We start from the raw sequence: 19,434 nt of genomic DNA, 5'->3' as shown, positions 1-19,434 counted from the left end.
GAATTAATTGAAAAAGAATAAATGTCTGCAGCACAAAATCCACCAACTGAAAATCAATTGAAATCATCTGAAAACTGGTACACGTCTTGGTTTGACACTCCGTATTATCACATTCTTTATAAAGAAAGAAATTATAGAGAAGCGCAGGTTTTTATGGATAATATTACACATTACCTTAATCTTCCCGAAAACGCAAAAGTGCTGGATTTAGCTTGTGGCAAAGGACGCCATTCCATTTATTTAAACCAATTGGGATTTGACGTTCTGGGTGCTGATTTATCTGAAAACAGTATTGCTGAAGCTTCTAAAAATACCAATGAAACCTTACATTTCAAAGTTCACGATATGCGTGAACCATTTGAAGAAAAATACGATGCCATTTTCAATTTGTTTACCAGTTTCGGCTATTTCGAGAATGACGAAGACAATTTAACCACTTTAAAAGCCATCAAAGAAAGCCTTTCGGAATATGGATTTGCCGTGATTGACTTTATGAATGTCGCTCATGTGCTCGAAACCTTAGTTCCTGAAGAAACAAAAACAGTTGATGAAATTGAATTTCACATCAAGCGCTATCTAAAAGACGGCCATATTTATAAAGAAATTGACTTTGAAGACAAAGGACAAAAATTTCATTTTACTGAAAAAGTAAAAGCCTTGACACTTCAAGATTTTGAACAATTAATGGAAGAAGCCGGAATTTACCTGTTGGATATTTTTGGAGATTACAAATTAAAGAAATTCCACAAAACGGACAGTGAGCGATTAATCATGATTTTTAAATAATGAATTATCTTTTACCATTACTTTCAGTACTCATAGGGTACGGTATCGCTTTGGTTTTGAAACCGAACAACAAAACCAATCTGAAATTATTATTGGCATTTAGCGGTTCGTTTTTGCTTTCATTGACGGTGATGCACTTATTACCGGAAGTGTATGAAAGTAAAAATGGCAATATCGGGCTTTTTATTATGTTGGGAATTTTATTCCAAATCATATTAGAATTCTTTTCAAAAGGTGCAGAACATGGGCATGTTCACGGACATCCACACATGAACCACATTCCTTGGCTTTTGTTTATTAGCCTTTGCATTCATGCCTTTTTAGAAGGATTTCCTGTAAGCCGTCATAATGATTTAGCGTTAGGAATTGCCATTCATCATTTACCAATTGCTATTATTCTGACGACATTTTTCATTAATGCAAATCTGAACAATAAGGCAATTTTCATCTTCATGATCACCTTTGCAATTATGACACCGCTAGGAACCTTTTTATCGGGCTCTTTACCGGTTTTAAATGAATATTATGACGAAATAACGGCTGTCGTAATTGGAATATTATTCCATATTTCATCTACCATCATTTTCGAAAGCAGCGAAGGACATAAATTCAACATTGCCAAAGTTTCTATGATTGTGATAGGAATTGCGTTGGCATATTTTATATAATTAAATAATTTGGGCGTGACCGCAAGGGTCGGGCTATTCGCTGCAATCTTTTTTATTCCGCTGTCGCTGCATAAAAAAGGATTTCCACTTCTATCCCTCACGCAAAAAAAACAATAATATGGAATTCACAAGAACCACCGAACAATCCTCAAAATACGAACATTTAGAAAAAATGTCGGTTCAGGAATTACTTTCTAATATCAATCAGGAAGATAAAACCGTCCCACTTGCGGTAGAAAAAGCGTTACCACAAATAGAAAATTTAGTCACTGAAATAGTTTCGAAAATGAAATTAGGCGGCCGATTATTCTACATTGGCGCTGGAACTTCAGGACGTATTGGAATCCTTGATGCTTCGGAATGTCCGCCAACATTTGGCGTTCCATTCGATTTAGTAATCGGGATTATTGCCGGTGGCGACACCGCAATTCGCAAAGCCGTAGAAAATGCCGAAGATAACCCTACTCAAGCCTGGATTGATTTGAAAGCTTTTGATGTAAATGAAAATGATGTCGTGATAGGAATTGCTGCTTCGGGAACAACACCTTATGTTATTGGAGGATTGCAAGCTTGTAACGAAAATAATATTACCACAGGAAGTCTTTCTTGCAATGCAGGAAGTCCGCTTTCGCTAACCGCAAAATTTCCAATCGAAGTAATTGTAGGACCTGAATTTGTAACGGGAAGTTCACGAATGAAAGCCGGAACAGTACAAAAACTGGTACTAAATATGATTTCAACGGCGACTATGATTCAACTTGGGAAAGTGAAAGGAAATAAAATGGTAGATATGCAATTGAGTAATAGCAAACTGGTCGATCGCGGTGTGAAAATGATTATGGGAGAAATTCCTGTTTCCTACGAAAAAGCTTCCGAATTATTAAAAAAACACGGAAGCGTTAGAAAAGCAGTTGATAATTTCATTGGTCAGTAAACCACTTCTATTTAATTTTACAAAAAACCTTAACATTAAACAATTATATGAAATCAAAAATCCTGCTCCTTGCTTTTTTACTGTTCTCTGCAGTATCATTTTCTCAACAACTTACTTTGAAATCAGGAGGAAGAATATATGATTCCAACAACCAAAAACTTTCAAACACAGCTGTAAAAGAATTACTTGCTTCGCAACCCGAACTTCTTGAACAGTACAAACAAGGAAGAACAAAAGCATCTGTTGGAGGTTTTCTTTTGGGATTTGGAATAGGCATTATAGGATCTGATTTGGTAACAGGTTTAACACAGGATAAAGCCTATCCTACAACATTAACATACATTGGGTTGGCATCTACACTTATATCTATTCCAGTAATAATGGGCCATTCAAAAAAAATAAAGAAGGCAATTGATGGATACAATGAATCACTGTTAATCAATAAAACTAGTTTTAATTTCGAGAAAATTAATGTTATCACCAATCAAAACGGAATTGGTATGCGAATCTCTTTTTAAATCAATGGGAACTAACAAAGAACTATTATCCAAAGGAATCAAATATTTAGCGGGAGCTTTGCCTCTACTATTTATAGGTCCATCATTGATTTATAATGCGTTTATGAATCAACAAAATGCGTGGCATTATTTGGTTTTAGCAATCGGAATCATTGCTTGCCTTGCTGCTATGTTTCTGCTGTATTTGGGATTAAAAACAATTATGAAAAGCTTATTTAACGACTAATGGAAGATTTGATTCACATTCAAAAAACATTTGAAAAAATTGTTTATATCGGCAAAAAAATCAGCCATAGAGAATTTGAGGATTGTATTTTCAAGAATTGTGATTTCTCTAATAGTGATTTTTCAAATAACACTTTTATGGATTGTGAGTTCATCGATTGTAATTTGGCCATGACTAATTTAACCGGAACAAGTCTAAAAACGGTTAGTTTTAAAAATTGTAAATTACTTGGAATCCATTTTAACACTTGTACTGATTTCTTATTTAGCGTACATTTTCAAGATTGTGTTTTGGATTATTCTTCTTTTGCTAATAAAAAAATGCCAAAGACAAAATTCAATTCGTGTTCTATGAAAGAAGTCAATTTTGCGGGCGCTATTCTTTCGAATTCGGTATTTGAAAATTGTAATTTAGACAATGCTATTTTTAATGAAACCCAACTCAAGGAAGTCGATTTTACAACCGCATACAATTATAAAATTGATCCCGAATTCAATCCCATGAAGAAAGCCAAGTTTTCGACGCAGGGAATCATTGGACTGTTAGATAAATACGATATTAAAATCCTCTAATCATGGAAATCAATAATCAATATCTTCAAAGTGTAAATAAGCAATTTCTCTATTATAAAGCTGTAGGAGAAAAAGCTATGGAACAATTAGAACCGCCACAACTTTTTTTCACTGTAAATGAGGACACGAACAGCATTGCCACGATTGTGAAACATCTTTCAGGAAATATGCTTTCCAGATGGACAGATTTTTTGACTACAGATGGCGAAAAAGAATGGCGCAATCGAGATTCGGAATTCGAAAATGATTTGAAATCAAAAGAAGAAGTTTTAGCACTTTGGAATAAAGGCTGGAAATGTTTGTTTACTGCTTTAAATCAATTACGGCCCGAACAACTTTCGGAGATTATATATATTAGGAATGAAGGTCATTCTGTTATAGAAGCCATCAACAGACAATTGGCCCATTATCCGTACCATATTGGACAAATTGTTTTTTATGCCAAGCAATTAAAAAATAGCGATTGGGAAAGTTTATCGATTCCAAAAAACAAATCAAACAGTTATAATGCGGATAAATTTTCTCAAGAAAAAAGCATCAAAAATTTTACTGATGAAGAATTAAAACGATTGAAATAACTATTATAAACTAGCCCTGATAGCAGTGAAAATCCTTTTTTGAGGAACGAAAAAAAGATTGAAACGTATAGCAGGAAATAGCTCCAAAAAAAAAAATGAAAAAAATTATCCTTCTCCTCCCACTACTGCTACTAATGTCATGTTATAATGTGGAACGCAACTGCGCAGCATTTAAAACTGGGAAATTCAAATTTGAATATAACGTTAATGGTGTAAAAAAAACAACTTTTTTTGAACGCAATGACAGTATTGAAATCGAAACTTTTGACGGCAAAACAGATACTGCTTCGATACGATGGGTAAATGATTGCGAATATATTTTGCGTAAACTACATCCTAAAAATAAGGCAGAAGAAAAAGCAATCGACATGAAAATTTTGACAACATCAAAAAATTCCTATACCTTTGAATTTGGAATGGTCGGTTTAGACACAAAACAAAAAGGTACCGTTACCAAGATTTCAGATTAAACTTTTCAGATTCATAATTCATAACTAAATAAAATGGAAGTATTTTTAAATCCCGATGCGTGGGTCGCCTTGTTAACATTGACGTTTCTAGAGATCGTATTGGGAATCGACAACATTATTTTTATATCGATTGCCACCGGAAAATTACCAATTGAGCAACGGAAAAAAGCAACGAAAGTAGGTATGTTTCTTGCCATGTTTATGAGAATTGGACTTTTATTTGGTATTAATCTTTTAATTCAAATGAAAGAACCTTGGTTTCACATCGATTTCAGTTGGTTTTCGGCTGGGGTTACAGGTCAGAGTCTTATTTTACTTGGTGGAGGATTATTCTTAATTTACAAGAGTACTAATGAAATTCGGGAGAAAGTCGACGAAAAAGGACATGAAGAAAAAGAATTAGGTAAGGCAGCAACAAAATCATTTCAAAATGTATTACTACAAATTATTATGATTGATTTAGTTTTCTCTTTTGACAGTATTCTTACTGCGGTAGGGATGACAAACGGAGTTGAAGGTGCTATTTACATAATGATAACTGCAGTGGTTATTTCGGTGTTAATAATGATGCAATTTGCAGTACCTGTTGGGAATTTTGTAAATAAACATCCTTCTATTCAAATATTAGGTTTATCGTTTTTGATACTAATTGGTTTTATGTTGCTTACTGAAAGTGCTCATTTATCTGATGCCTTAATCTTTGGAAACCACGTTACACCGGTACCAAAAGGATATTTATATTTTGCCATTTCATTCTCTCTTTTAGTCGAAGTGCTGAATATGAAAATGACAAAAAAGAAAAAGTAAACAAAAAAAAACTTCCGCAATTGCGGAAGTTTTTTTTTATTCTAAAGTTAACGTTATCTGCCCATCATCTTCCAGTTGGATATCCAAATCATCACCGTCAGTTTCTCCTTTCACTTCCAATTCTTCAGCAATAATATCCTCTGGGATTTCGTAAGGCAAGGATTCCAAAAGATTTACTTGCTTCAATTTATCCGTTGTCAATTGATTCCCAAGCGCCTTAAATCCTTTTAAAGCGATAAAAGATTCGATATCTACAGTCATGTTTTCTTTTTGAACGCCTTTGACTTTTGCGAAGACCAATTCAGCCACAGGGCGATAATCTGTTGATACAATTTCCAGTCTTGAGTTTGAATGCTCTGTAATAAAACTTTCCTCTTTATTTTCAATTTCAACCAAGAAACGCTTTATATAATAGCGCTCTTTCTCACCGTCATAATAAATTGCCGAAATCGGTTTTTTAGGAACCCATTTCTCTAAAACTACCATATCTTCATCAAAATGGGTGGATAATTCGGGTGTAATCACTTTTATTTTTCCGGATTGCGACACGACCAGAATTTTATCGCTAGGTCTGAATTCACCTAACAAATCACCTCTTCCGTCTACGTTTAATCTTTGAACGGTATCATCAAACCATACTTTTCTCGGCAATAAAGTCGATATACCTTTTTCTTTTAACTCTATTTTTTTTATTGGATATTTAGTTACCAAATTTCCTTTGGAAGCTCTGCCTTTAATATTTAAACTGGCAAAATCAATATCGAATTTCAGTTTTTTGACACTTCCTACCTGACGCAACATAATCGTAATTACCTCTGCTTCTCCATTTGGATTACAAGAGAAATACAACACTTGTGAACCTGCAGTTTCATTGGTTAAATCATACGCTTTGTCACGCGTCACGCCCGAAACATTGAAACGTTTTATATACGATGGTCCAGATTTTCCATCACGGTAAATCATGTTATAAATCGTTCTTTTATCGCTTTTGTCAAAAATAGCAATATGAATAATGTCTTTACCCACGAAGGTTTTGGCATCTACTTTTGTAATCATCATTTTACCGTCACGAAGAAATACAATTACATCATCAATATCAGAACAATCCGTTACGTACTCGTCTTTTTTCAAACTTGTACCAACGAAACCTTCTTCCTTATTGACGTATAACTTGGTATTTCTTAACACTACTTTCGTGGCTTCAATATCGTCAAAAATACGGAGCTCAGTTTGACGTTCCCGACCTTTTCCGTACTTCTCTTTTAACTTGGCAAAGTAAGCAATTGCAAAATCTATAAGATGCTCTAAATTGTATTTTACCTGTTCGATATCGCCTTCTAGTGATTCTATTTTATCTTGCGCCTTGTTGCTGTCGAATTTAGAAATACGCATGATTCGAATATCCAATAAACGCAGAATATCCTCTTCAGTAACCGCTCGTTTCAAGTGTTTGATGTGTGGTTTCAAACCATCATCAACAGCCTTAATTACCGTTTCTCGAGTCGTCATTTCTTCAATATCACGATAGATTTTATTTTCAATAAAAATTCGTTCCAAAGAAAGAAAATGCCATTGTTCTTCTAATTCTGTCAACTGGATTTCCAGTTCGCTTTTTAAAAGTTGCACTGTTCTGTTTGTCGAAATCTTCAACATATCAGAAACTCCGATAAAGAGTGGTTTGTTATCTTCAATCACACAACCTAATGGCGCTACCGAAGTTTCGCAGGCTGTAAAAGCAAATAATGCATCAATGGTTTTATCAGGCGAAACACCTGGAAAAAGATGGATTAATATCTCGACATCGGCCGCGGTATTATCTTCTATTTTTTTGATTTTGATTTTCCCTTTTTCATTGGCTTTCAAAATACTGTCAATCAAAGTCGTAGTATTTGTAGAAAACGGAATTTGTGTAATCACCAAAGTATTTTTGTCTAATTGGGCAATTTTAGCACGAACTCTAACCCTACCGCCACGCAATCCATCATTATAATTGGACACGTCAGCAATACCTTGTGTCAAGAAATCAGGATATAAGGTAAATGGCTTACCCTTTAAAATTTTTATTGACGAATCAATTAACTCGTTGAAATTATGAGGTAACACTTTAGTCGAAAGACCAACCGCAATTCCTTCTGCACCAGAAGCTAACAATAATGGGAATTTTACTGGCAGGTTATTGGGTTCCGCACGGCGACCATCGTAAGAAACTCCCCAATCGGTAATCTTTGGAGAATATAAAACCTCCAAGGCAAATTTTGACAAACGCGCTTCAATGTAACGAGAAGCCGCGGCACCATCACCCGTGAGTATATTTCCCCAGTTCCCTTGACAATCAATCAGCAATTCTTTCTGGCCAATTTGCACCATCGCATCACCAATACTCTGATCTCCGTGAGGATGGTACTGCATGGTATGACCAACAACATTGGCTACTTTGTTATAACGACCGTCATCTAATTCCTTTAAAGAGTGCATAATTCTACGCTGAACGGGCTTGAAACCATCCTCAATCGCAGGAACTGCACGCTCCAGAATTACATAGGAAGCATAATCCAGAAACCAGTCTTTATACATTCCCGTAACTTTGGTAATGGTATCGTTTTCGTCTTCTTGATTATCGTAAAAATGCTGTCCTTCGGATTGTTTACTTCCCTCCTTCTCTTCTGGAATTATGTTTTCTTCTTCTTCGTCCATTTATTTTATATGAATTGTATATGGATTCCTCCTATCAACTTTAATCTTTTTTTAAACAGCCTCAATTACATCTAAATCTACCTTCAGATTTTTGATGATAAATTCTTGTCTGTCTGGCGTATTTTTACCCATATAGAAAGACAATAACTGCTCAATCGAGGTGTTTTTATCCATCATAATAGGATCTAAACGAATGGTTTCTCCAATAAAATTTTTGAACTCATCCGGTGAAATTTCTCCCAATCCCTTAAATCGGGTGATTTCCGGTTTTGGTTTTAATTTTTCAATAGCTGCTTTTCGTTCGTCGTCAGAATAGCAATAAATTGTTTCTTTCTTGTTTCGAACCCTGAAAAGTGGTGTTTGCAAAATGTACAAATGACCTTCTTTTATTAACTCTGGAAAAAACTGTAGGAAAAAAGTAATCAACAACAAGCGAATGTGCATTCCATCGACATCGGCATCAGTTGCAATTACGATATTGTTGTAACGCAATTTTTCTAATCCATCTTCAATGTCCAATGCCGCCTGCAATAAATTGAATTCTTCATTTTCATAAACAATTTTTTTACTCATTCCATACGAATTCAAAGGCTTTCCACGCAAACTAAAAACGGCTTGTGTATTTACGTCACGTGATTTGGTAATGGATCCAGAAGCCGAATCTCCCTCCGTAATAAAAAGGGTACTTTCAAGATTTTTAGGATTTTTAGTATCGGGCAGATGCGCACGACAATCCCTTAATTTCTTGTTGTGCAGATTTGCTTTTTTGGCACGATCTGTCGCTAATTTTCGAATACCCGATAATTCTTTTCGCTCTCTTTCGGCTTGAAGAATTTTGCGTAATAATGCATCTGCAGTTGGAGTATTTTTGTGTAAATAATTATCTAATTTCGTTTTCACAAAATCATTTACAAAAGTACGCACAGATGGCATTCCCAGATCAGAACCCATATCAGTCGAACCTAATTTGGTTTTGGTCTGGGACTCAAAAACCGGTTCCATTACTTTGATGCTAATCGCGGTAACAATCGATTTTCGAACATCTGAAGCTTCAAAACTTTTATTGTAAAACTCCCGAATAGTTTTCACAATCGCTTCCCGATAGGCCGCTAAATGCGTTCCTCCTTGCGTTGTATTTTGTCCGTTTACAAAGGAATGGTATTCTTCGCTGTATTGCGTTTTGCTGTGGGTTAAGGCAATTTCGATATCCTCACCTTTCAAGTGAATGATTGGATATTCCAAATCATCTGCGTGAATGGTTTCTTCCAATAAATCTTTTAGACCGTTTTCAGAAAAATATTTTTCACCATTAAATAAAATAGTCAAACCATTGTTTAAATAACAATAGTTTTTGAGCATTTTGATTACATACTCAAATCTGAATTTATAGTTTTTGAAAATCGCTTCGTCAGGAGTAAAAATTACTTTAGTTCCTTTGCGTTTCGTTGTGTCAATAATATCCTCTTCGAGAACTAAGTTTCCTGCCGAAAATTCAGCCGCTTTTTGTTTCTCATCGCGAACTGATTCCACACGGAAATAGTTCGACAAAGCATTTACCGCTTTTGTCCCTACTCCATTCAATCCGACGGATTTCTTGAATGCCAATGAATCGTATTTTCCACCCGTATTCATTTTAGAAACGACATCAATGACTTTTCCCAATGGGATTCCACGACCGTAATCTCTAACGGTGACCGTTTTATCCTTAATCGTTACCTCAATCGTTTTACCGGCACCCATGACAAATTCATCGATACAGTTGTCGAGGACTTCTTTCAGAAGAATATAAATACCATCATCTGGCGAAGAACCATCTCCCAATTTCCCGATGTACATTCCGGGACGCATGCGAATATGTTCTTTCCAGTCGAGTGACCGAATATTATCTTCGGTATATTGATTTTGATCGGACATTGTAAATTTTGTGGATTTGGTGCTAATGTAGTGTAATTCGATAAATTTTAAAACAGGAAGCCTTCAAAGTTATTAAGAATGATATTGACAATTCAAAAACCCTGGAGAATTATAAATTCATATTACTGGTTTAGGATTGAAACTGAATTCCTATATAATTTTATAAATCGCAATTATTTTCCCATTTACGAAAATAGAAACAAAAGAGTTTTTTTTATCCAATAAGGAGATAGTGAAGTCTGAATCATTTTTTTGATCAAAATAAATGATTTTATTATTAATGGAAGACGAATATTCAACAGTATCGTATTGCTCCAATCCTTGAATTGCAAAAATCAAATTTCCATTTTCCAAAGTTGAATAAATACCAGATTCAGACTTAATTAAATCGTAATTATTTTGAAAATAACTACCAAAAAACAAAGGTAATTGTGCGAAATCTTTTTTATTTTTTTTCGTCAAAAGCCAGTTTTCATCCAAAGGATAATGATTTAGAAAGAAACGCTCTGGGGTAGTAAAGAAATAGCTGTCATTAAAATAAAACTTAAACGAATTTGTTTTAAGAGAAATAAATCCAGCAGCTAATGTTGCGTCTACAAACCTCCAATGATTATCTATTTTGACTACATTCCAAGCATGATTTATTTTATTAGGCAGCGCTCCAATCTCCGACGCATCCGATTTGAGATTCCCTAATATAATCTTAGTTTCGATTCCTGATTTTTCACATAAATACTCAACCAAGGCAGCATAAGAATGACAAACGGCTTTTCGTGAAGCCATTGCATTCATTACCAAATCCAATTTAAACTTCTTTTCTTTAATCTCCTTTTCTTTTTCGGTTTTATAAGAAAATGCATTCATGGACTTTGAGTTCATTACTTTAGCTAAATCAACATCATAACTTATATTTGTCGTAACCCATTTAAAAACAGCCCTTGCTTTTTCCTCTTGTTTAGAAAAATCTTTATTAATTAATTCGACTAATTGATCTACATTACTTATTTCTTTTGAATAACTTTCGACTATAGAATCTACCAAAATATATTTTTGACAATAAGCTGCATTTACAAATGCGAAACTAAAAAAAATAAAAAATAAATATTTTAATTTCATTCTACGTATATATAAATTTAAAAATTCTTAATAAGGTCTTTCAACTGACTGTCCAATTCTGGATTTGAGATTTTCCCGTTTTCGACATCAAAATTAGCGTCAAAACTAGGCAGCGAGAAAGTAGCTTTTATATTTCCGCCGTAAAAAGGAAAAGCATTTTTAGCTATTCCCAAAACACTTGCTCCTCCTTTCGCTCCCGTAGATGTTGCCATAAGTAACATTGGTTTATCCTGAAAAACTTTGGAATTTATTCTGGTACACCAATCAAAAACATTCTTGAAAGCGGCAGAATAATTACCATTATTTTCCGCCATTGAAACTACTAATATATCTGCTGTAGCAATTTTTGACAGAAAAATTTTGGCTAATTCATGCTGACCAATTTCTTTTTCGATGTCAACTGTAAAAATCGGCATTTGGAAATTATTTAAATCCAAAACCTCCACTTCTCCATTTTCAAAAAGATTTGCAGCGTAAGTCGCTAATTTTTTATTGATGGAGTTTTTACTGGGGCTTGCGCCAAAAGCTATAATTTTCATGATGATTAGTTTTTCTTAAAAGTAGTAAAAATAAAATAGCTACAAAATAATTAGCCATTGATTCACAGATTACAAAAACAAATTAGAAAAAAGGAAATTTCATTTTTCCGAGATCGATTTTACCCCAGATTGAAACGAAAAGTATTTTTCAGGTCAATCTCATTTTTTCTTGACGGAAAAGAGTGACCGAAGGAAGCTCCTTTTTTGTCTTAGAAAAAAGAGATTGACCTGAAAAATATTACTTCACTAAACTTTTATTTTAAATGGAGTTCAGTGAACTTCGTTTGTAGTAGAAAGCTGGAAATAGGTACAAAAAAAGTCGAAAGTTATTACTAACTTTCGACTTTATGACTTTCGACTTTATGACTTTTTTTTTAGACGTTAAATCTAAAATGCATTACATCACCATCTTTTACAACGTATTCTTTTCCCTCTACCTTGAATTTTCCGGCTTCTTTACATTTTGCTTCTGAACCGTAATGAACGAAATCTTCGTAAGCGATAACTTCGGCGCGGATGAATCCTTTTTCGAAATCAGTATGAATCACTCCTGCCGCTTGTGGCGCAGTTGCTCCAATATTGATGGTCCAAGCACGAACTTCTTTAACTCCCGCAGTAAAATACGTTTGTTGTTTCAATAATTTGTATGCTGCACGAATCAAAACTGATGCACCTGGCTCGGTCAATCCCATATCTTCCAGAAAAACCTGACGTTCTTCATAGCTTTCTAATTCCGTAATATCAGCTTCAGCTCCAACCGAAAGAATAATTACTTCGGCATCTTCGTCTTTAACCAATTCGCGAACCTGATCAACATATTTGTTTCCGCTAACGGCTGAATTTTCATCAACATTACAAACATACAACACTGGTTTTGCCGTAATCAACTGGAAACCTTCCATCAAAACTTCTTCATCGTTGTTTTGAGGAACCACAATTCTAGCGGATTTTGCCTGAAGTAACGTTTCTCTGATTCGGTCTAAAAGTGCTTTCTCTGTTTGTGCTTCCTTATTTCCTGTTTTAGCGGCACGATTTACTTTTTCTAAACGTTTTTCTACATTTTCTAAATCTTTCAACTGCAACTCAATATCAATGGTTTCTTTGTCTCGAATTGGGTTTACATTTCCATCAACGTGAACAATGTTATCATTGTCAAAACAACGCAAAACATGAATGATTGCATTACATTCTCTAATATTTCCCAGAAACTGATTTCCTAATCCTTCTCCCTTACTTGCTCCTTTAACTAAACCTGCAATATCTACAATATCTACGGTTGCCATTTGCACACGTTCCGGTTTAACCAATTCCTCTAATTTTTCCATTCTGGAATCCGGCACATTTACTACACCTATATTAGGTTCGATGGTACAAAAAGGAAAGTTAGCACTTTGCGCCTTTGCATTTGATAAACAATTGAATAATGTTGATTTTCCAACATTAGGTAATCCTACAATTCCTGCTTTCATGTCTAGATAATATTTGTTTTTTTATGGAACATGGCATCTCCATTCTTCAAATATTTTGTTATTTGAATCTTGTCAGGTGCATGCTATTTTTGTTTCAGATAACAGTCGCCTGCTAAAAGTTTTAGTTTTTGCTTTAAAAGTTTGCAAATATAAGATTTAATATATGCCGCTTAACCAAAAAGCATGATTAATCCTTTTTTTAATAACTTTTTTATAAAAAAATAGCGCATTTGCTAAGGTTTTGTTAAAAAAAAATTATATTGCACCCGATTTCAAACCAAACAAAAACCAAAAAACAACTAATTATGAAAAAAATTGCATTATTATTATTTTTATTAAACGTCACGTTTCTTTTTGCACAAAAAGATATCTCTGGTGTTGTAAAGGATAATGCTGGCATGGCGCTGCCAGGCGTTAACATTATCGAAAAAGGAACAAACAACGGTGTCTCAACAGATATCGATGGAGCTTACAAAATTAAAGTTAAAGACGGAGCCACTTTGGTTTTCAGCTATGTTGGTTTTTCTAAATTGGAAAAAGCAGCAACAAGCTCAACAATTAATGTTGTTTTATCTGAAGAAGGTGGACAAGCTTTAGATGAAATTGTAGTTACAGGAACAAGAACTGCTCCTAGAAGTAACACTACAACGGCTCTTCCTATTGATGTAATATCCGCTAAGGATTTAGCTTCTACTGGACAAGCTTCATTTGACAAAGCATTACAGTACAAAATACCATCTTTTAATACGGTTCAAACACCTGTAAATGATGCGACTTCATTGCTTGATCCATATGAAATTAGAAATATGGGACCAAGTAGAACATTAATCCTTATCAACGGGAAACGTAAAAACTTAAGTTCTTTACTTTATGTACAAACTTCTCCGGGGCGTGGGGAAACTGGAGCAGATATATCTGCTATTCCTACTGACGCTATTGAAAGAGTAGAAATTCTTCGTGACGGTGCATCTGCACAATACGGGTCTGACGCGATCGCTGGGGTTATGAATATTATTTTGAAAAAGAGTTCAGCTAACGGTTCTGTTACTGTAAGAAGCGGAATTACATCTGAAGGTGATGGTGAAATGTTAGGAGTAAGTTTAAATAATGGTACTACTGTAGGTACTAAGGGTTTTTTAAATTATACTGTAGATTTCTCTAAAGTAAACTTGTCTAACAGACCAGGTAAAGTAGACGCTGCAGGAGATGCAGGAGATTTTGGTGCTTCACTATCTGATGTTCAAGCTTTCCTAGCTAAACATCCAGATGCTGGAAATATCAATGGTGCTCCTGAAACTACCGCTGCTAAATTCTTAATCAACGGTGGAACTGATTTATCAGAAAACACGCAATTATACTACAATGCAGCTTATGTTTACAAAAAAGTAAACTCATTTGCTAATTACAGAACTCCATATTGGAGAACATTATCTGACTATCCATTTTTAGCAGACTTCTTTGGCGACGGTACTCCTGCTTCATACCAAGGTTATGTTCCTACTTTTACAGGTGATTTGAATGACTACAATGCAACATTGGGTTACAAATCAAAAATAAATGGATGGAATACTGATGCTAGTATTACAACTGGTGGAAATAAACAAGACTACACAGTAGAAAATTCTTTTAACAGATCTAATATTAAAGATGCAAATGGACAAAATGTTTATTTGGAAAATAGTCCAATTGCATTCAAACCAGGAGGAACAGCTTTCAATCACATCGTTGGGAATTTAGATATTTCAAAAGTATTATCTGACAAAGTTAGTATCGGTTTTGGATCTGAGTTTAGAACTGAAAATTTCGAGGTAATCGAAGGAGACAAAGCTTCATGGGAAGGAATTGGTGCCGATTCATTTGCTGGAAACAGACCTGAAAATTCAGGAAAATGGAATCGTTATAACTTAGGAGCTTATTTTGATTTAGCTTATGATGTTACAGAAGACTTCTTAATAAATGGAACTGTTCGTCATGAAGAATACAGCGATTTTGGTGGAGCGACGGTATGGAAATTGAGTTCTAGATATAAATTTTTAGATGATAAAATTACCTTAAGAGGTTCTGTATCAACAGGATTTAGAGCACCAACTTTACACCAAATCTATACTCAAAAATCACAATATTCATTCGTTCCAGGTCAAGGTATTCAAGTGAGTGGTATTATTAATAATGTATCTCCTCAAGCACGTATCTTAGGAATTGACCCACTAGATGCTGAAAAATCAACTAATATAACGATTGGTCTTGGTGCAAAACCTTCTAAAAACTTTAATTTTACTCTTGACTACTACAACATCAAAGTAAAAGACAGAATTGTTTTAGGAGATAAAGTGAACACACAATTTGGATCAGTTGCTTGGTTTGAAAATTCATTCGATTCAAGAACTTCTGGTTTGGATGTTGTAGCGAATTACAACAACATCTTGTTAGGCGAAGGAAAATTAGGATTTAACTTATCTGGAAACGTAACTTTCCAAAACGAAAGAATATCTCCGGTAAAACGTAGCAATTTCAGTCAGACACTTGAATCTTTAATGTTTACTTCAAGACCAGAAACAAAATGGATTTTAGGTGCTAACTATGAAATTGGTAAGTTTGGATTTTCTTTTAACAACACCTATTTTGGCAAAACTACTTTTAACCAAGATGGTTTAGATGCAAATTTAAAAACAGAATTTATACCTAAAATTGTTACTGATTTAGGAGTTACTTTTTCTGCATCAGAAAAATTAACTTTATCTTTAAATGTAAACAATTTATTGAATGTATTACCTGAATGGAAATTTGTAGCTGAAAATGCTGCAGGAACTGCAATTTTAAATGACCCTGCGCAAGTTAAAAATCAATACAATTTGATTACTTTCAATGGTCGTTATGATAAAACGACTTATGATGGATCTCATTTTAGTCAATTAGGAACCATGTTCAATTTATCTTTGAACTATAAATTCTAATTCATTTACTGAATATTTTAAAAAAGGGCTGTCTTATGACAGCCCTTTTTTTGTATCCTATTTTTGCTTAATTTTATACTATATCTAAAGATCATGACAAATCTATATGACGGAAAAATGGCAGCAATTTTTGATGCAATGTATCAAACCTTCATCGATTATGATGAGGAATATAATTTCTATAATACTTTAATCCAAGAAAATAACGGAAAAACCATTCTGGAAATAGGTAGCGGAACAGGTAATCTGGCTAAAAGATTCCAAGAAAATAAGCAAGAATATATAGGGTTAGACTATAGTAAAAGTATGATTGCTATTGCCAAAGAAAGAAATGAAAACTGCCATTTTATTCATGGAGACATGCGAGATTTCCAACTTGAAACCTCTGTGGATTCCATACTAATTACAGGAAGGTCTACCAGCTATTTAATAAATAACGAAGATATCAACAATACTTTCGAATCAATTTATAAAAATTTGACCAGCAGCGGAATTGTTATTTTTGACTTTATAGATGCCAATCGATTTATCCCTTATACCAAAGAGAATCCTATTATTAAACATCAGGCAAAATATGAAGGAATAAATTACTATCGAAACAGCAACTGGAAAACAACTTCAGCAGAAAATTTCATGTTAGAGTGGACTGCCCAGTATTATACCGTTAAGGATGACGAACAAGAAATAATAGCAGATGACTTCTCTACTGTTCGTGTGTTTACTTTAAATGAAATGCAATTGTTTCTATATTTAAACGGTTTCGAAATAATTAAAACTATTGATCGAAAAACATATGCTTACGACACCTATGTTATTGTGGCCTGCAAAAAATAGTGAAGATCCTGAATTTCTACTCAGGATTCTTTGTGTGTGAATATTGTAAATTTTCATGTGAATTATACAACAAACTTAAAGTCAATACACTATATCTTTACAACTTATAAACTATTAAAATTAGATATTATGAAAACTATAATGTTAGGAGTTGCAGCTTTTTTATTTACCTTAAGTCTTCAAGCTCAAAATACAAATGTAAAATCAGAGGTAAAAACCAATATTACAACAACAAAAGATTCTCAAGGCGCTAAAAAAATAGTTCAAAGTCAGGAGATAAAAGAAATTCAAAATATTGAATTGAAAGACGCTGACTCTAATGTATTAAATAAAGATATAAAAGAAAGTCCTGTTCAGGTAACTGCTACGACGGCAGTCACTGCAAACGGTGTTACAAGAGTTATTGAAGTTGACAGATCAGCTTATTACAACTTAAACGGGAAAAAATATCAGGTAACAACTGACAAAAGTGGTTATACAATGTTTTTACCAGATGGTAAAAAAGCGGCAGTTTTAAGAAAAACATCAAATAACAATTACATTTACAGAACAAAAACTGCTACTTCATATGGTTATTTTGACGCCAACGGAAATCTAGTTTTAGAAACATACGATGATAAAACCGATAAAGTAACGGTAACTACTTATATTATTGTCAAATAATTAAAAAACAATATCCATCAATAAAAAAAATCCTGAGTGAATAACTCAGGATTTCCTTTTTTACAGATAATTCAAATTTATTCGTTGTGTAAAAATGCTTGTCTGTTAAGCAAAGTTTCTTCTGATTCCACATGATTATCATCTGGAATACAGCAGTCTACCGGACAAACAGCAGCGCATTGAGGTTCATCATGAAAACCTTTACACTCGGTACATTTTCCTGGAACGATGTAATAAACTTCATCTGAAATTGGCGTTTGAGCTTCGTCAGAATCAACTTCAGTACCATCAGGCAAAATTACTTTTCCCTTAAGCTTGGTCCCATCTTTATATCTCCAATCGTCCGCTCCTTCGTATATTGCTGTATTTGGGCACTCGGGTTCACAAGCACCACAATTTATACATTCATCAGTTATTATAATTGCCATCTTTTTATAGTTTTAAAGTCATAATGCCGAATGTCGAATGTCAAATATTCTTTTGACATTAGGACTTTTGACTTTCGACATAATTATGCTTATTTTTGTGCAAAATTACAATCAAAACTATTCATAAGCAAACATTATGACATTAGAAACAAAAAAAAGTGTTTTTGTTGAATTAGGAAAATTCTTAAGTCAATTTTCTGAAGATAATACCCTTAAAAAAAATAACGTTTTATTCAACGATTTATTCTTTGATAATTTTATTGATTTAATAAAACTATCGCAATCTCATAATGGCTGGTACACACCGGAACAAGTTTATTTTTCTATTCAATCGTGGTCAGAAGCGCTTACTGAAGAAAATTTGAACCAATGGCTATCTGACTATGATTTTAAAATCGAGAAATCTAAAAACATTGCTTTAATCCTTGCCGGAAATATTCCATTGGTTGGTTTTCATGATTTTTTGTCGGTATTAATTACCGGTCATAAAGTGTTGGTTAAAACTTCGTCAAATGACCAGCATTTATTGCCTTTTTTGGCTAAATATATTATTGCTATTGAACCTGAATTTGCTGACAGCATCCATTTTGTAGATGGAAAACTGGAAAATTTTGATGCCGTTATAGCAACCGGAAGTAATAATACAGCGCGTTATTTTGAATATTATTTTAAAGATAAACCATCTATAATCCGAAAAAGCAGAAACTCAGTTGCTGTCTTAACTGGTAACGAAACCAAAGAACAACTTACATCACTTGGTGAAGATATTTTTAGATATTTTGGTTTAGGATGTCGTAATGTGTCTAAACTTTTTGTTCCAAAAGACTATTCTTTCGTTGCTTTTTTTGAAGCTATTTTCGAATATCAAGATGTCATTCATTATGAAAAATATGCTAATAATTACGATTATAACAAAGCGGTCTTCCTGATGAGTAATTTTAAATTATTGGACAATGGTTTTTTGACTTTAAAAGAAGATAAAAGTCACGCCTCCCCTATTTCTAGTGTTTTCTATGAATACTATGAAAATATCAATGATTTACAAATACGATTACAATCAGAAAGTGAGCAAATTCAATGCATTGTAAGTGATTCTGTTATAGAAAACAGCATTGATTTTGGACAAACACAAAAACCTGCATTATGGGATTATGCAGATAACGTGGACACTATATCGTTTTTGTTAACAACATAGTCAAAAATTGTTTAATTATTGCGAATTATTTAACGATTTTTAAACTCCTATTGCCGAAATTTGCATCTT

19 protein-coding genes are annotated in these 19,434 nt (G+C 33.8%); 13 read left to right on the top strand and 6 right to left on the bottom strand.

The genetic code is table 11. The features are described from left to right. Positions 1–21: 21 nt before the first annotated feature. From BUC23_RS07595 to BUC23_RS07555, 9 genes are all read left to right on the top strand, one after another. On the top strand, positions 22–786 hold the full coding sequence (locus BUC23_RS07595) for a class I SAM-dependent methyltransferase (protein WP_073207932.1): 765 nt from the start codon (positions 22–24) through the stop codon (positions 784–786). After that, positions 786–1,454, top strand: a complete 669-nt coding sequence (locus BUC23_RS07590; protein ID WP_073207930.1) for a ZIP family metal transporter — start codon at positions 786–788, stop codon at positions 1,452–1,454. The genes BUC23_RS07595 and BUC23_RS07590 overlap by 1 nt, the downstream gene beginning before the upstream one ends. A 118-nt stretch (positions 1,455–1,572) precedes the next feature. Beyond that, positions 1,573–2,388, top strand: a complete 816-nt coding sequence (gene murQ / locus BUC23_RS07585) for an N-acetylmuramic acid 6-phosphate etherase (protein WP_073207928.1) — start codon at positions 1,573–1,575, stop codon at positions 2,386–2,388. A 47-nt stretch (positions 2,389–2,435) separates the two neighbouring features. Next, positions 2,436–2,906 carry a hypothetical protein gene (locus BUC23_RS07580; RefSeq protein ID WP_073207926.1) on the top strand — a complete coding sequence of 157 codons (471 nt, stop codon included), beginning with the start codon at positions 2,436–2,438 and terminating at the stop codon, positions 2,904–2,906. Between the two features lie 4 nt (positions 2,907–2,910). Next, complete coding sequence (locus tag BUC23_RS07575) at positions 2,911–3,132, top strand: DUF6095 family protein (RefSeq protein ID WP_073207924.1); 222 nt, start codon at positions 2,911–2,913, stop codon at positions 3,130–3,132. Continuing rightward, on the top strand, positions 3,132–3,704 hold the full coding sequence (locus BUC23_RS07570) for a pentapeptide repeat-containing protein (protein ID WP_073207922.1): 573 nt from the start codon (positions 3,132–3,134) through the stop codon (positions 3,702–3,704). Before BUC23_RS07575 ends, BUC23_RS07570 begins: the two co-directional genes overlap by 1 nt. A 2-nt stretch (positions 3,705–3,706) precedes the next feature. Then, the gene (locus BUC23_RS07565) at positions 3,707–4,282 is read left to right on the top strand and encodes a DUF1572 family protein (protein ID WP_073207919.1); all 576 of its coding nucleotides are present in this window, start codon (positions 3,707–3,709) and stop codon (positions 4,280–4,282) included. A 95-nt stretch (positions 4,283–4,377) separates the two neighbouring features. Then, a complete protein-coding gene (locus BUC23_RS07560; RefSeq protein WP_073207916.1) occupies positions 4,378–4,752 on the top strand; it encodes a DNA topoisomerase IV in 375 nt (124 codons plus the stop codon). Positions 4,753–4,785: 33 nt separating this feature from the next. Further along, complete coding sequence (locus tag BUC23_RS07555) at positions 4,786–5,559, top strand: TerC family protein (protein ID WP_073207913.1); 774 nt, start codon at positions 4,786–4,788, stop codon at positions 5,557–5,559. 36 nt (positions 5,560–5,595) lie between these two features. Here BUC23_RS07555 and BUC23_RS07550 read toward each other — a convergent pair whose 3' ends face one another. The 5 genes from BUC23_RS07550 to ychF all read right to left on the bottom strand — a co-directional run bounded on the left by BUC23_RS07550 (position 5,596) and on the right by ychF (position 13,291). Continuing rightward, positions 5,596–8,253: a DNA gyrase/topoisomerase IV subunit A gene (locus tag BUC23_RS07550; protein ID WP_084538314.1), complete on the bottom strand. Its 2,658-nt coding sequence runs from the start codon at positions 8,251–8,253 to the stop codon at positions 5,596–5,598. Positions 8,254–8,304: 51 nt separating this feature from the next. Next, positions 8,305–10,167, bottom strand: coding sequence for a DNA topoisomerase IV subunit B (locus tag BUC23_RS07545; protein WP_073207910.1), 1,863 nt, complete (start codon positions 10,165–10,167; stop codon positions 8,305–8,307). 150 nt (positions 10,168–10,317) lie between these two features. Continuing rightward, the gene (locus tag BUC23_RS07540; protein WP_073207908.1) at positions 10,318–11,283 is read right to left on the bottom strand and encodes a transglutaminase domain-containing protein; all 966 of its coding nucleotides are present in this window, start codon (positions 11,281–11,283) and stop codon (positions 10,318–10,320) included. 17 nt (positions 11,284–11,300) lie between these two features. Further along, positions 11,301–11,822: an NADPH-dependent FMN reductase gene (locus tag BUC23_RS07535; protein ID WP_073207905.1), complete on the bottom strand. Its 522-nt coding sequence runs from the start codon at positions 11,820–11,822 to the stop codon at positions 11,301–11,303. Positions 11,823–12,196: 374 nt separating this feature from the next. After that, positions 12,197–13,291 carry a redox-regulated ATPase YchF gene (gene ychF, locus BUC23_RS07530; RefSeq protein WP_073207902.1) on the bottom strand — a complete coding sequence of 365 codons (1,095 nt, stop codon included), beginning with the start codon at positions 13,289–13,291 and terminating at the stop codon, positions 12,197–12,199. A gap of 305 nt (positions 13,292–13,596) precedes the next feature. On the opposite strand from ychF, the gene BUC23_RS07525 reads away from it, so the two are divergent. From BUC23_RS07525 to BUC23_RS07515, 3 genes are all read left to right on the top strand, one after another. Then, a complete protein-coding gene (locus BUC23_RS07525) occupies positions 13,597–16,245 on the top strand; it encodes a TonB-dependent receptor (protein WP_073208430.1) in 2,649 nt (882 codons plus the stop codon). A 93-nt stretch (positions 16,246–16,338) separates the two neighbouring features. Then, the gene (locus BUC23_RS07520) at positions 16,339–17,079 is read left to right on the top strand and encodes a class I SAM-dependent DNA methyltransferase (protein ID WP_073207899.1); all 741 of its coding nucleotides are present in this window, start codon (positions 16,339–16,341) and stop codon (positions 17,077–17,079) included. A 129-nt stretch (positions 17,080–17,208) separates the two neighbouring features. Continuing rightward, the gene (locus tag BUC23_RS07515) at positions 17,209–17,742 is read left to right on the top strand and encodes a hypothetical protein (RefSeq protein ID WP_073207896.1); all 534 of its coding nucleotides are present in this window, start codon (positions 17,209–17,211) and stop codon (positions 17,740–17,742) included. 77 nt (positions 17,743–17,819) lie between these two features. Here the strand turns inward: BUC23_RS07515 and BUC23_RS07510 are convergent, their stop codons facing one another. Next, a complete protein-coding gene (locus BUC23_RS07510) occupies positions 17,820–18,170 on the bottom strand; it encodes a 4Fe-4S dicluster domain-containing protein (protein WP_073207893.1) in 351 nt (116 codons plus the stop codon). 136 nt (positions 18,171–18,306) lie between these two features. On the opposite strand from BUC23_RS07510, the gene BUC23_RS07505 reads away from it, so the two are divergent. Continuing rightward, the gene (locus BUC23_RS07505; protein WP_073207890.1) at positions 18,307–19,365 is read left to right on the top strand and encodes an acyl-CoA reductase; all 1,059 of its coding nucleotides are present in this window, start codon (positions 18,307–18,309) and stop codon (positions 19,363–19,365) included. The last annotated feature ends 69 nt before the right edge of the window (positions 19,366–19,434 follow it).

This window comes from Flavobacterium xinjiangense, assembly GCF_900142885.1.
GTDB classification, from domain to species: domain Bacteria; phylum Bacteroidota; class Bacteroidia; order Flavobacteriales; family Flavobacteriaceae; genus Flavobacterium; species Flavobacterium xinjiangense.
Note: the sequence above shows the minus strand (reverse complement) of the source record. Positions and strands in the feature narration are given on the sequence as shown.

What these genes read in the sequence shown, in the direction of transcription:
- BUC23_RS07595 (WP_073207932.1), top strand. Translation starts at nt 22, where the DNA reads ATGTCTGCAGCACAAAATCCACCAACTGAAAATCAATTGAAATCATCT.
- BUC23_RS07590 (WP_073207930.1), top strand. Translation starts at nt 786, where the DNA reads ATGAATTATCTTTTACCATTACTTTCAGTACTCATAGGGTACGGTATC.
- murQ (WP_073207928.1), top strand. Translation starts at nt 1,573, where the DNA reads ATGGAATTCACAAGAACCACCGAACAATCCTCAAAATACGAACATTTA.
- BUC23_RS07580 (WP_073207926.1), top strand. Translation starts at nt 2,436, where the DNA reads ATGAAATCAAAAATCCTGCTCCTTGCTTTTTTACTGTTCTCTGCAGTA.
- BUC23_RS07575 (WP_073207924.1), top strand. Translation starts at nt 2,911, where the DNA reads ATGGGAACTAACAAAGAACTATTATCCAAAGGAATCAAATATTTAGCG.
- BUC23_RS07570 (WP_073207922.1), top strand. Translation starts at nt 3,132, where the DNA reads ATGGAAGATTTGATTCACATTCAAAAAACATTTGAAAAAATTGTTTAT.
- BUC23_RS07565 (WP_073207919.1), top strand. Translation starts at nt 3,707, where the DNA reads ATGGAAATCAATAATCAATATCTTCAAAGTGTAAATAAGCAATTTCTC.
- BUC23_RS07560 (WP_073207916.1), top strand. Translation starts at nt 4,378, where the DNA reads ATGAAAAAAATTATCCTTCTCCTCCCACTACTGCTACTAATGTCATGT.
- BUC23_RS07555 (WP_073207913.1), top strand. Translation starts at nt 4,786, where the DNA reads ATGGAAGTATTTTTAAATCCCGATGCGTGGGTCGCCTTGTTAACATTG.
- BUC23_RS07550 (WP_084538314.1), bottom strand. Translation starts at nt 8,253, where the DNA reads ATGGACGAAGAAGAAGAAAACATAATTCCAGAAGAGAAGGAGGGAAGT.
- BUC23_RS07545 (WP_073207910.1), bottom strand. Translation starts at nt 10,167, where the DNA reads ATGTCCGATCAAAATCAATATACCGAAGATAATATTCGGTCACTCGAC.
- BUC23_RS07540 (WP_073207908.1), bottom strand. Translation starts at nt 11,283, where the DNA reads ATGAAATTAAAATATTTATTTTTTATTTTTTTTAGTTTCGCATTTGTA.
- BUC23_RS07535 (WP_073207905.1), bottom strand. Translation starts at nt 11,822, where the DNA reads ATGAAAATTATAGCTTTTGGCGCAAGCCCCAGTAAAAACTCCATCAAT.
- ychF (WP_073207902.1), bottom strand. Translation starts at nt 13,291, where the DNA reads ATGAAAGCAGGAATTGTAGGATTACCTAATGTTGGAAAATCAACATTA.
- BUC23_RS07525 (WP_073208430.1), top strand. Translation starts at nt 13,597, where the DNA reads ATGAAAAAAATTGCATTATTATTATTTTTATTAAACGTCACGTTTCTT.
- BUC23_RS07520 (WP_073207899.1), top strand. Translation starts at nt 16,339, where the DNA reads ATGACAAATCTATATGACGGAAAAATGGCAGCAATTTTTGATGCAATG.
- BUC23_RS07515 (WP_073207896.1), top strand. Translation starts at nt 17,209, where the DNA reads ATGAAAACTATAATGTTAGGAGTTGCAGCTTTTTTATTTACCTTAAGT.
- BUC23_RS07510 (WP_073207893.1), bottom strand. Translation starts at nt 18,170, where the DNA reads ATGGCAATTATAATAACTGATGAATGTATAAATTGTGGTGCTTGTGAA.
- BUC23_RS07505 (WP_073207890.1), top strand. Translation starts at nt 18,307, where the DNA reads ATGACATTAGAAACAAAAAAAAGTGTTTTTGTTGAATTAGGAAAATTC.